This is a genomic window from Rheinheimera sp. MMS21-TC3 (assembly GCF_032229285.1).
In the GTDB taxonomy this organism is placed as follows: Bacteria; Pseudomonadota; Gammaproteobacteria; order Enterobacterales; family Alteromonadaceae; genus Alishewanella.
This window is the reverse complement of the sequence record NZ_CP135084.1, coordinates 1,850,781-1,863,877: the sequence shown is the minus strand read 5'-3', so window position 1 is coordinate 1,863,877 and position 13,097 is coordinate 1,850,781. Positions and strand designations below refer to the sequence as shown.

9 protein-coding genes are annotated in these 13,097 nt (G+C 39.7%); 6 read left to right on the top strand and 3 right to left on the bottom strand.

Annotation, left to right across the window (positions count from 1 at the left end; translation table 11 throughout):
* Nucleotides 1-10: 10 nt before the first annotated feature.
* Nucleotides 11-2,386, top strand: coding sequence for a phosphoenolpyruvate synthase (gene ppsA / locus RDV63_RS09210; protein ID WP_313909206.1), 2,376 nt, complete (start codon nucleotides 11-13; stop codon nucleotides 2,384-2,386).
* 54 nt (nucleotides 2,387-2,440) lie between these two features.
* Here the strand turns inward: ppsA and RDV63_RS09205 are convergent, their stop codons facing one another.
* Nucleotides 2,441-2,719, bottom strand: a complete 279-nt coding sequence (locus RDV63_RS09205) for a cell division protein ZapA (protein WP_313909205.1) — start codon at nucleotides 2,717-2,719, stop codon at nucleotides 2,441-2,443.
* Nucleotides 2,709-2,921, bottom strand: a complete 213-nt coding sequence (locus tag RDV63_RS09200) for a hypothetical protein (protein WP_313909204.1) — start codon at nucleotides 2,919-2,921, stop codon at nucleotides 2,709-2,711. The genes RDV63_RS09205 and RDV63_RS09200 overlap by 11 nt, the downstream gene beginning before the upstream one ends.
* A 207-nt stretch (nucleotides 2,922-3,128) precedes the next feature.
* Here RDV63_RS09200 and RDV63_RS09195 point away from each other — a divergent pair, with 207 nt between their 5' ends.
* A complete protein-coding gene (locus RDV63_RS09195; protein WP_313909203.1) occupies nucleotides 3,129-4,622 on the top strand; it encodes an alanine/glycine:cation symporter family protein in 1,494 nt (497 codons plus the stop codon).
* Nucleotides 4,623-4,663: 41 nt separating this feature from the next.
* On the opposite strand, the gene RDV63_RS09190 is transcribed toward RDV63_RS09195, so the two are convergent.
* A complete protein-coding gene (locus RDV63_RS09190) occupies nucleotides 4,664-6,511 on the bottom strand; it encodes an ABC transporter ATP-binding protein (protein WP_313909202.1) in 1,848 nt (615 codons plus the stop codon).
* A gap of 219 nt (nucleotides 6,512-6,730) precedes the next feature.
* On the opposite strand from RDV63_RS09190, the gene RDV63_RS09185 reads away from it, so the two are divergent.
* The 4 genes from RDV63_RS09185 to RDV63_RS09170 all read left to right on the top strand — a co-directional run bounded on the left by RDV63_RS09185 (nucleotide 6,731) and on the right by RDV63_RS09170 (nucleotide 13,016).
* A complete protein-coding gene (locus RDV63_RS09185) occupies nucleotides 6,731-8,584 on the top strand; it encodes a sodium:proton antiporter (RefSeq protein WP_313909201.1) in 1,854 nt (617 codons plus the stop codon).
* A gap of 217 nt (nucleotides 8,585-8,801) precedes the next feature.
* Nucleotides 8,802-9,383, top strand: coding sequence for a GTP cyclohydrolase II (gene ribA, locus RDV63_RS09180; protein WP_313909200.1), 582 nt, complete (start codon nucleotides 8,802-8,804; stop codon nucleotides 9,381-9,383).
* A 71-nt stretch (nucleotides 9,384-9,454) separates the two neighbouring features.
* Nucleotides 9,455-9,922, top strand: a complete 468-nt coding sequence (locus RDV63_RS09175; protein WP_313909199.1) for a DUF1456 family protein — start codon at nucleotides 9,455-9,457, stop codon at nucleotides 9,920-9,922.
* A gap of 55 nt (nucleotides 9,923-9,977) precedes the next feature.
* On the top strand, nucleotides 9,978-13,016 hold the full coding sequence (locus tag RDV63_RS09170) for an FAD-binding and (Fe-S)-binding domain-containing protein (protein ID WP_313909198.1): 3,039 nt from the start codon (nucleotides 9,978-9,980) through the stop codon (nucleotides 13,014-13,016).
* Nucleotides 13,017-13,097: the final 81 nt, after the last annotated feature.

Below are 13,097 nucleotides of genomic sequence, written 5' to 3'. Positions count from 1 at the left end.
GAGACGAACTGTGCAAGAATTTGTGATTTGGTATGAAAACCTTGGAATGCATGATGTAAACCGAGTGGGTGGCAAAAATGCATCACTGGGTGAAATGATCAGTAATCTTGCGAATGCAGGGGTAGAGGTGCCGGGTGGTTTTGCAACGACGTCTTTAGCCTTTAATCAATTTCTTGAACAAAGTGGCGTTAATGAACGTATTTATCAAGTTCTAGATGGTTTAGACGTTGATGATGTCAATGCCTTAGCAAAAGCTGGAGCCCAAATACGGCAATGGGTAATAGATACTCCTTTTCAACCTGAACTAGAACAAGCTATTCGCGAGGCTTATCAGCAATTACATCCAGACTTAAACCAAGATGTCTCTTTTGCTGTGCGTTCTTCTGCAACAGCTGAAGATATGCCAGATGCTTCTTTTGCAGGTCAGCAAGAAACCTTTTTAAACGTACGCGGTTATGATGCTGTTATCGTAGCGATTAAACATGTATATGCTTCATTATTTAATGACCGCGCTATATCTTACCGAGTACACCAAGGCTATGACCATCGCGGTGTTGCATTATCAGCCGGTGTTCAAAAAATGGTTCGCTCAGATCTGGCTTCATCAGGCGTAATGTTTTCTATAGATACTGAATCTGGCTTTGAAGATGTTGTTTTTATAACGTCTTCTTATGGTTTAGGTGAAATGGTCGTGCAAGGTGCGGTTAATCCAGATGAGTTTTATGTCCATAAACCAACTTTAGCCGCAGGCCGCCCAGCTGTTGTTAAGCGCAGTATAGGCAGCAAAAAAATTGAAATGGTTTATTCAGCCGAGCAAACTCATGGTAAGCAAGTACAAATAATTGATGTTGCAGCAGAGCGCAGTAATGTGTTTTCACTGACCGATGCTGAAGTAGAAGAGTTAGCCAAACAAGCGGTTATTATTGCAGAACATTATGGCCGACCTATGGATATTGAATGGGCAAAAGACGGTAATGATGGCAAGTTATATATAGTACAAGCACGCCCTGAAACGGTAAAAAGCCGTGAAGATAGCAATACTATGGAGCGTTTCCAATTACAGGGCACAGCGCCAGTTCTTGTTGAGGGCCGTGCCATTGGTCAGCGTATTGGTAGTGGTGTAGCAAAAGTGCTAAAAGGCATTGAACAAATGGACCAGATCCAACCTGGCGATGTCTTAGTAACTGATATGACAGACCCAGACTGGGAACCTATCATGAAGCGAGCTTCTGCTATTGTTACTAACCGGGGCGGTCGTACTTGTCATGCTGCTATTATTGCCCGTGAATTAGGCATTCCAGCTGTTGTTGGTTGTGGCGATGCTACAACTAAAATTAAAACTGGCCAAGCCGTAACGGTATCTTGTGCTGAAGGTGATACTGGCTTTATTTATGATGGCAAGCTTGAGCATAAAGTGGTTAGTAGTCGTATTGATGAAATGCCAGCTTTAGATTTAAAAATTATGATGAACGTGGGCAATCCAGAGCGTGCCTTTTCATTTGCTAAATTACCGCATGCTGGTGTAGGTTTGGCTCGGTTAGAGTTTATTATTAACCGTATGATAGGGGTACATCCAAAGGCGTTAATTAATTTTGATAGCCAAACAGATGAACTAAAAGCCACCATTAGCCAAATGATTGCGGGATATGAAAGCCCTGTAGAATATTATATCGCCAAGCTAACAGAAGGTATTGCTACCTTAGCTTGTGCTTTTGCACCACAAAAAGTCATAGTACGAATGTCTGATTTTAAATCGAATGAATACGCTAACTTAGTGGGAGGTCGTCAATACGAGCCGCATGAAGAAAACCCGATGATCGGTTTCCGTGGTGCTGCCCGTTATATTTCTGAATCATTCCGAGATTGCTTTGCTTTAGAAGTTGAAGCTTTAAAGCGGGTACGTAATGAGATGGGCTTTACTAATGTTGAAGTGATGATCCCCTTCGTTCGTACTTTAGAAGAAGCTAGTGCAGTTATTGATTTATTAGCTGAGCATGGTTTAAAGCGTGGTGAAAATGGCTTACGCGTTATTATGATGTGTGAACTGCCTTCAAATGCGTTATTAGCAGAAGAGTTTTTACAATACTTTGATGGTTTCTCTATAGGCTCAAACGATTTAACCCAGTTAACTTTAGGCTTAGATAGAGACAGCGGTTTAATCGCACATTTATTTGATGAGCGAGATCCGGCTATTTATAAGTTATTAGAGATGGCTATTAAAACCTGTAAAGCTAAAGGTAAGTATATTGGTATTTGTGGTCAGGGACCTTCAGATCACGAAGACTTTGCTGCTTGGTTAATGCAGCAAGGTATTGATAGTGTATCGTTAAATCCAGATACAGTATTAGAAACTTGGTTATATTTAGCGGAGAAGTACGGTAAATAGTAAAGCCAAATCTAAATAAGCCCTGCATTAGCGGGGCTTATTTTTTGCTAGCGGTTAGAAGGTTTGTTGCTGCAGCATAGCAACTAACTGTTTAAGCTGCTGTTGCTCAATCTGCTTCTGCTGTAATAATTCATCTTCACGTTGTAGGCTGTTTAATGCCGTTAACACTAACAATTCATCACGAGAAAATTGCGGGGCTTCTGTAGCGAGTTCAGTTAACTGTTCATCTAATTTACTCGCTAAGGTTTCAAGTAAAGTTTCTGCCCCTTGCGGCACTTTAATAGTATATTCTCGATTATGAATGCTTACTTTAACAGATTTTTTAGCCGGCATTCGCATTGCTATCGTTGGTTAACTTTAATAAAGTTTCTAAACGTGTAGTGATAGCCTGTTGTTGTTCGTCTTTTTCCATGATATCTAATTGCAAGTTCTCATATTGTTCTTGTAACAACGCTAATGATGATTTTAATTCGGTGTTGTCTTGAAGCAAACGTTGAATTGCGGCTTCTAATTCGGTGAGTAATGAACTGTTCATAGTGTTACCTTCTAAGATTGGGAGCGCAGAAGATAGCCAAAATCGCATTAAGATGCTAGAAAAACCCAACAAAACCACTCTGATTGGCTAATGTTTCAGCATTTAACTGGCATTTATTATTAAAGCAACTTGCAGCCGTTGTATTGAGATGTCAAAGTGATTGCCAACAGTGAGAATTCAATAATAACAATAGTAAAAGGAAGAGTAATGGAAGCGTTTATTACGGTCTTAAATGACCTAATTTGGAGTGAAGCACTCATTTACTTGTGCTTAGGGGCTGGTTTATTTTACTCCATTTTGACCCGTTTTGGCCAAGTCCGTCATTTTAAAGAAATGTGCAAGCTGCTGCTAAGTGGCAATGACTCAGCTAAAGGTATTTCTTCATTCCAAGCTTTAGCTGTATCGTTATCGGGTAGAGTAGGGGTCGGTAATATTGCTGGTGTTGCTGCTGCTATTGGCTTTGGCGGCCCGGGCGCTATCTTTTGGATGTGGGTAGTTGCTTTTCTTGGTGCTAGTACGGCCTATGTTGAATCTACGTTAGGTCAAATATATAAAGTAGAAGAAGAAGGTGAATACCGCGGTGGTCCAGCCTACTATTTTGAACGCTGCCTAGGTTGGCGCTGGTTAGGTATTATTTTTGCGATCTCAGCTATTGTTGCTTGTGGTATTTTCTTGCCTGGTGTGCAAGCAAATGCTGTGGGTAATGCTGTAACTCAAATATTTGGTGATGGCGATATGGTTATTACTACTTTTGGCGAAGTAGGCAGCCATAAACTTATTGCTTTAGCTGTTATTTTACTGATTTTAGGTTTTATTATTTTTGGTGGTATTAAGCGTATTGCCTCTTTTACCCAAATAGTGGTGCCCTTTATGGCGCTGGGTTATATCATAATGGCGTTAATTGTAGTGTTTTTAAATCTGGATAAAGTACTAGATATCTTTATCCTTATTTTTAACGATGCCTTTACTGCCCAAGCGGGTTTTGGTGCGGCTATAGGCTGGGGGGTTAAACGAGGTATATACTCAAACGAGGCCGGTCAAGGTAGTGGGCCACATGCTGCTGCAGCTGCTGAAGTTGATCACCCATCACAGCAAGGTTTAGTTCAAGCTTTCTCTGTATATGTTGATACCCTATTTGTCTGTACCGCAACGGCGTTAATGATCTTAATAACCCAACAGTATAATGTTGTCGGTGAACTTACTGATGGCACTTTTATTGTACAAAACATTGCCGCTTCTACAGAGATAGGCTCAGCTGCTTTTACGCAAATGGCATTATTTAGTGTCTTTGGCCAGTTTGGCCAAGTCTTTGTAGGTATTGCCTTATTCTTCTTCGCTTTTACTACTATTTTAGCTTACTACTATATAACGGAAACTAACGTAGTGTACTTAAACCGTATGCTAAACAATAAGCTACCCTCTATAGTTTTTAAAATTTTATTAATGGTTATGGTGGCTTACGGCACTATAAATAGTGCAGGCTATATCTGGAACTTAGGTGATATTGGTGTAGGCTTAATGGCTTGGATTAATATAGTGGGTATTATCACTATTTTCTTAATGTATAAGCCAACCATGCGTTGTTTAAAAGATTACGAACAGCAGAAAAAAGCGGGCGGACCTATTACATTTGACCCTGTTAAACTGGGTATTAAAAATGCGACTTTTTGGGAAAAGCGGCTAGCAGATAAGAATAAATAGCGAAAACCAAATAAAAAGCCCCTTAGCTAAGGGGCTTTTTATTATTCAACGCCAATAAAGCCGCCTGTCTGATGCGCCCATAATTGGCCATAAATCCCACCAGAATTAATAAGCTCAGCATGGCTACCTTGTTCTACTATTCGCCCTTGGTCTAGCACAATAAGCCTATCCATTTGGGCAATAGTTGATAAACGATGGGCTATAGCGATAACCGTTTTACCTTGCATTAGCTTATCTAAACTGGCTTGAATAGCAGCTTCAACTTCAGAATCTAAAGCAGAAGTGGCTTCATCTAAAATTAGAATAGGCGCATTTTTTAATAATACCCTGGCAATTGCAATTCGTTGTCTTTGTCCACCAGATAACTTAACCCCACGTTCACCTACTTGGGCATCAAAGCCGGTGTTACCTTTAGCATCTGTTAACTGTCCAATAAAATCTAATGCTTCTGCTTGACTTGCTGCTTGAATAAGTTCAGCTTCAGATGCATCAGGTCTACCATATAGAATGTTTTCTTTAACTGACCTATGCAGTAAAGACGTATCTTGTGTCACCATAGCAATATGCTGGCGTAAGCTGTCTTGTGATACTTGGCTAATGTCTTGACCATCAATGAATATTTTGCCACTTTCTATATCATAAAAGCGTAATAACAAATTAACTAAGGTTGACTTACCCGCACCAGAGCGACCGACTAAGCCAATTTTTTCACCAGGTTTAATGGTGAGGTTTAGCTGCGCTAAGATATTATTAACAGTTGGATCCGAGCTGGTTTTGCCGTAATTGAAATTTACTTGTTTAAATTCTATTAGCCCTTGGCTTACTTTTAGCGGCTTAGCATTAGGCTTATCTTCAATAGCAATAGGCTGTGAAAGCGTTGTAATACCATCGGTCACTGTACCAATATTTTCAAATAAGCTGCTAATCTCCCACATTATCCATTGTGCCATGCCATTTAAACGTAACGATAAGCTAACGGCGATGGCAATAGCGCCAACACTAATAGCACTAGCCGACCACAGCCAAATAGATAAAGCGGCAACAGCAAAGACTAAGATATAGTTTAACGACTGCACAGATACACTTAAGCCAGTAGCTAAGCGCATTTGCCGATAAACAGGACGTAAGAAAAGCTCCATACTGTCGCGGCTATAGGCTTCTTCACGTTGCGTATGAGAAAATAATTTAATCGTACTTATATTGGTGTAACTATCAACTATACGACCTGTCATTTCAGAGCGGGCATCTGCTTGAAGTGTTGCAGCTTGTTTTAATCTAGGCACAAAATAAAACTGTAAGCCAATATATACTACTAACCAAACCAACATGGGGATAATTAAGCGCACATCAGCATCAGCGACAAAATACAGCATAGAGCCAAAATAGACTAAAATATACACCAACACATCAAGCAGCTTCATTACGGTTTCTCGTACCGCAAGTGAGGTTTGCATAACCTTAGTGGCAATACGTCCGGCGAAGTCATTTTGATAAAAACTGAGGCTTTGTCGTAATAAGTAACGATGCGATAACCAGCGTATCGACATTGGAAAGTTACCCAATAAGGTTTGATGTAAGATAGCAGCATGAAAAAAGCTTAATGCCGGTAAAAACACCACCGTGACTAAGGCCATTTTAATTAAGGTAGCACTTTGGGTTGAAAATAAGTTCTCCCGCTCACTTTGGCTTAACCAATCAACTAATTGACCCATAAAACTAAATAAAGACACTTCAAGTATTGCTAATAAAGCAGTACTAATTGACATTAGTAGTAAGGGCCACTCCATACCTTTGATGTAATAACGACAAAAAGCGTATAAGCTTTTTGGGGGTTGGCTAGGCTCAGCCGCTGGGAAGGGGTTAATAATACGTTCAAAAAAACGGAGCATCTATATTCCTGATAGTTATAATTGGTAAATTATTAATTGGCTTGATTAATTTGCTAATATTGTACCTTATTGTCGTAAAATTGCATGATTACCAATCAAGTATTAGCGTTTTATGTATATAATAGCTATGAATTTGATGATGGCTGTGTATCATATTTGCAGCTTATTCCTCTACAAAATAATTTAAGTTGTGCTTTCTATTAGTTTTAAAGGAACTTCATGGAAAAAATCACTGCCACTTTAGCTTTATTAGGCATTTTATCTCTTTTTTGCCAATGGTTAGGTTGGAAGCTTCGTTTACCAGCCATTTTGCCTTTATTAATAGCAGGATTGTTATTAGGTCCTGCTTTTAATGTTTTAGATCCTGATGCTTTATTTGGCGACTTATTGTTCCCAATTATTTCATTAGGTGTTGCTGTTATTTTATTTGAAGGTGCGCTAACGCTTAACTTTAAAGAAATTAAAGATCATGGTCGTATGGTGACCAATTTAGTCTCGATAGGAGCTATAACCACTTGGGGTATTTGCGCTGTAGCCTCTCATTATTTTATTGGCTTTAGTTGGGAAATTGCCTTGTTATTTGGTGCCTTAATATGTGTGACAGGGCCAACTGTAATAGTACCTATGCTTAGAACAGTAAGGCCAACTGCAAAATTAGCCAGCATTTTACGCTGGGAAGGTATTGTTATTGATCCACTAGGGGCGCTTTTTGCTGTTTTAGTGTTTGAGTATATTGCGGTAGCTTCTGATCCAACCAGCCATATACTAACTGCTTTAGGTTTAATGCTATCAATAGGCTTAGGGATAGGCGCCATAAGTGGTTACTTAGTGGGCATTGTTTTACGCCGAAACTTATTACCCCATTACTTACAAAATACTGCCGTGTTAACTATTATGTTAGGTGTTTTTGTTGGCTCTAATTTACTACAAGAAGAAAGCGGCTTATTAACAGTTACGGTAATGGGCATTTGGCTAACCAATATGCGTGGTGTCGATATTGGCGAGATTTTAGAGTTTAAAGAAACATTAACTGTTCTGCTTATTTCAGCCTTATTTATTTTACTGGCGGCACGTCTAGACTCTAGCGCTATGCTGAGTTTAGGTTGGGGCGGTTTAGTGGTACTAGTCGTAGTTATGTTTATTGCAAGGCCGGTTAGTATTTGGTTTTCTGCCATTGGCACCTCTTTAAAAAGTAATGAAAAGTGGTTTTTAAGTTGGGTAGCGCCACGGGGTATTGTCGCTGCGGCTGTCTCTTCATTATTTGCTATTAAACTTGAAGCTTTAGGCTATGAAGGCGTGGCGCAAATTGTGCCTTTAGTCTTCTTAATTATTATTGGCACTGTAGTGATCCAAAGTTTAACTGCTGGCACTTGGGCCAGAAGACTTAATGTTGCTGCAGGTTCTAACCATGGTATTTTAATTTTTGGCGCCTCAAAGTTTGCCCGCGAATTAGCTAAAGTGTTACTTGCTCGTCAATTTAGAGTCGTACTAGCAGATAGCAACTGGGATAATATTCGCTTGGCTCGTATGGATAGTATACCTGTATACTTTGGTAACCCTGCTTCAGAGCATGCTGAAAATTACCTAGATTTAACCGGTGTTGGCCGGGTCTTTATTATTTCACCTTATCGGCAAATGAACCCTTTGGTTAGCTTTCATTTCCAAGATATTTATGGCGTAGATAAAGTATTTGGCTTAAATAGTGCTGAAGCGGCAAGCGCTAGGCATCAAATGTCTGAAACTTATGTTAAACGGTTAAGTTTATTTGGTGAACATATGTCTTATGCCAAGCTCTCTAGTATGGTGGCGCGAGGAGCTGTAATCAAAACTACTAACATTACAGAGAACTTTACTTTTGAACATTTTGTTAAACGCTATGGTGATGGGGCTTTACCCTTAATTTATATCAAGGATAAAAAGTTACATGTTATTACAGGTAACACTAATAATACGATTCCGAATGATGTTGAGCTTATTAGTTTAATCTCGGCACACGCATTACTTGAAGCTAAAGGGTCTGACGCGCTAGAGCAATCATTACAACCCAATAAAGACCAAGCTGCTGCAAGTTAAACAGGTATCTTTAGAATTAAAAGGCATTGTTATAATATATCAATGCCTTTTTTTGTTCTGTATAATAACAGGCAAAATTTACCTTAAGCCATGGCAGTTTCTGGTACAATAGCGCAACTAAAAACACTGTAGCTAAGTTAGTTGCATGCACTACTGCCAATTGCTAACACAGTAAGTGTAACAACCGCTGTTAATTAGCTACACCGAGACAAAATTAATGACTACTAAACTTGTTACGGCAACGGTGTTGCCTACGCCTTTTGCTGAATTTCGTTTGCATGGCTTTATAGCTGATAATGGTAAAGAACATGTTGCTTTAACTTTAGGTGACATCACTACAGAGCCTGCTGTATTAGCCAGAGTTCACTCTGAGTGCTTAACCGGTGATGCCTTATTTAGCTTACGCTGTGACTGTGGACCTCAATTAGAGGCAGCTATGCAAAAAATTGCTACTGAAGGTCGTGGTGTAATTTTATATTTGCGCCAAGAGGGCCGAGGTATTGGTTTAATTAATAAGATTCGTGCTTATGCTGAGCAAGATAAAGGCTTAGACACTGTCGAGGCTAATGAAATATTAGGTTTTTTACCTGATTTGCGTGAGTATGATGTTGCTGCAGATATGTTAAAACAATTAGGTGTGCAAAAAATTCGCTTATTGACCAATAATCCAAGAAAGGTTAGCAAATTAACCGAAGCTGGTATTAATGTTGTTGAAAGAGTGCAACATCGAGTAAAAACATCGAGCTATAATCAACGCTATTTAGCGACAAAGGCCGATAAACTTGGCCATTTGCCCTAAATAATATCTATTTAAAATAAGCCTAAAGTGAATATTTTAAATTTTCTTTTTCTTGTTACAGGATTTTACTCTTGACCAATAATGATGTGTTACGCAGCCTGCGTTATAGTTTAAACATTAACAACCAAGCTATGGTTGATATCTTCGCTTTAACCGGAATTTTAGTCAGCAAACAGCAAGTTATTGACTGGTTAGTTAAAGAAGAAGAGCCCGGCTATCAACCAATTTCTGATGTGATGATGGCTAGTTTTCTAAATAGCTTAATTATCCTGCGTCGTGGCAAGAAAGATGACACTATTCCGCAGCCAGAAACTAAGCTCAATCACAATATTATTTTTCGTAAGCTAAAAATTGCCTTTGATTTAAAAGACGATGATATTTTATCTTTACTAGAAAAGTCAGATTTTAAATTAGGTAAACATGAATTAAGTGCTTTTTTTCGCCGAGTAGATCATAAACACTACCGTGAATGTCATGATCAAGTTTTGCGTTATTTTTTACGTGGTATTCAACTTACCCACCGTCCAGATAACGCTTAAATCCACAGCAGTTAATGTTATACTACTGTCACTTTTAGTTGAGTGTCAGTAGTCTATGATCCCTAAGCTTGTACCAGAACAGGCACTAGATGCCAGTGTTGTTGCCTATACCCAGGCCTTAAAAGCCGCTGGGTTTTCCGGTGATATTGAAACCACCTATGCTAGTCGGTTAGCTGTGGCGACCGATAACAGTGTTTATCAAGTATTACCGCAAGCGGTATTGTTACCCAGAACAACTGAAGATTTAGTTATATTATCTTCGCTTGGTCAAACCTCTACATTTTCGCATATTAAATTTAGCCCACGCGGCGGTGGTACTGGCACTAATGGCCAGTCTTTAACTGAGCATGTGGTGGTAGATATTTCTCGCCATATGCGCAACATTTTAGAAATTAATGTTGAAGAGCGCTGGGTTAAAGTTCAGGCGGGTGTTATTAAAGACCAACTGAATGCTTTTTTAAAGCCTTATGGCTTTTTCTTTGCACCAGACTTATCTACCTCAAATCGCGCCACCATAGGCGGTATGATTAACACTGATGCTTCAGGCCAGGGCTCTTTAGTTTATGGTAAAACCAGCAACCATGTTTTAGCACTTAAAACGGTTTTAATTGATGGCCAAGTGTTATCTAGCTATGCCATGCCAACTGAACAAGCTGAAGCCTTAGCTGAACAAGAAAATACCATTGGTCGCTTATACCGTCAGGTGCTACGCAGCTGCCGGGATAACCGGCAGCAAATACTAGAAACTTTCCCACGCTTAAATCGGTTTTTAACTGGCTATGATTTAGAGAATGTGTTTAACGATGATTTAAGCCAATTTGACTTATCTCGGGTTATTACCGGCTCTGAAGGCTCGCTTGGCTTTGTGGTTGAAGCTAAATTAAATATTACACCTATCGCTAAGCATAAGTGCTTGGTAAACGTTAAGTATGATAGTTTTAATAGCGCTTTGCGTAATGCGCCATTTTTAGTGCAAGCAGAAGCGACTTCGGTGGAAACTGTTGATAGTAAAGTTCTCAACCTTGCCCGCGCCGATATTATTTGGCATCAAGTAAAAGACTATATAACCGATGTTGCCGATAGCGAGATGCTGGGCTTAAATATGGTTGAGTTCAATAGTGAAAGCCAACAGGATATAGAGCAAAAAATTGCTAAGCTTAGCCAACGCTTAGATACCGCTGTGGCCACTAAGCAAGATGGTATTATTGGCTATCAAGTTACTTATGATAACCAAGCGATTAATCACATTTATGCTATGCGTAAAAAAGCGGTGGGCTTATTAGGCAATACCCAAGGACGGCAAAAACCCATTGCCTTTGCTGAAGATACTGCTGTCCCACCAGAAAACTTAGCTGATTTTATTCAAGAATTTCGCAGTTTACTCGATGCACATGGCTTACAATACGGCATGTTTGGTCATGTTGATGCTGGCGTATTACACGTTAGGCCTGCATTAGATTTATGTGATCCAGAGCAAGAGCAATTGATGCGTACTATCTCTGATCAAGTGGTTGCTCTTACCGCAAAATATGGCGGTTTAATGTGGGGGGAGCATGGCAAAGGCTACCGTAGTGAATATGGACCTGCTTTTTTTGGTGAAACATTATTTACTGAACTGCGTAAAATTAAAGCCGCTTTTGATGCCAATAACCGTTTGAATCCTGGCAAAATTTGTACGCCATACCAAAGCGCAGATCAATTAGTCAGCGTAGATGGCCAAAAACGTGCCTACTTCGATAGACAAATTCCTATTACCGTAAAAGATAGCTTTAGTAGCAGCCTAGACTGTAACGGTAATGGTTTATGTTTTAATTATGAAGCCAGCTCACCTATGTGTCCGTCGAGTAAAATTACTAAAGATCGCCGGCATAGTCCTAAGGGACGGGCAGGGCTAATGCGTGAGTGGCTACGCTTAACTGAGTTACAAGGTGTCGATGTTTTAGCAAAAGAAGCGCAGTTACAAGCTAATAACAGTAGCATTAAAGACTTATGGGCACGGTTTAAAAACACCTTAGCTAAGCGCAATGGTGAAGAAGACTTTTCACATGAAGTTATGGAAGCGATGGAAGGGTGTTTGGCTTGTAAAGCTTGTGCTGGGCAATGCCCAATTAAAGTGGATGTGCCGTCATTTAGAGCACGTTTTTTACAGCTTTATCACAGCCGATATTTACGACCGGCAAAAGACTATATCGTAGGTAATATTGAACGCACAGCACCTTTATTAGCTAAGGCGCCTAGACTGGTCAACTTTGTCTTAAAGCGGGATCTAACAGCAGCTTTATTAAAACGCAGTGTCGGTTATGTTGATACGCCTTTGCTTTCTGTGCCTAGCTTGGCTCAGCGGGTTAAAAAAGACTATCAATTTAATTTACAGCAACTGCAACAATTAGACGAGCAGCAACGGCAGAAAACGGTGTTGCTAGTACAAGATCCTTTTACTAGTTTTTATGAAGCAGAATTAGTTGAAGATGCGCTACGTTTATTAGACAAGCTTGGCTTTAATCCGGTATTGCTCCCCTTTATACCAAATGGTAAACCACAGCACGTTAAAGGTTTTTTGCGTGACTTTGCTAACACAGCTAAAAATGCGGCGCAGTTTTTAAATCAGCTACATCAGTTAGCTATACCTATGCTGGGCTTAGACGCTTCTTTAGTGCTAGTTTATCGTGATGAATATAACAAAGCCCTGACCGATAGCCGTGGTGATTTTACTGTCCAGCTGCTGCATGAGTGGTTAGTTAAACAGGATTTACCTAAAGTGGCGCACAATAAAGACTATGCCTTATTAGCGCATTGTACCGAGAAAACTGCGTTACCAACCACAGAAAAAGCCTGGCAAGATATTTTTAGTCGCATAGGCTTAAGTTTACAGCCAGTAAGTGTAGGCTGTTGCGGTATGGCGGGAACCTATGGCCATGAAGCGCAAAACTTAGATAACAGCAAAGCGCTATTTGACTTAAGCTGGCGGGCGCCTGTTGAAAAATATGGTGTTAATCAACTTGCTGTTACAGGCTTTTCTTGTCGAAGCCAAGTGAAAAGGTTAGTAGGGGATAAACCTAAACACCCGTTACAACTTTTACTATCTGCATTATAAAAGGCCTACCAATAAAAAAGTCACCAACAATTAAGTGGTGACTTTTTTTATTTGTTTACTTAAATAAGCTAGCAAAAGCTT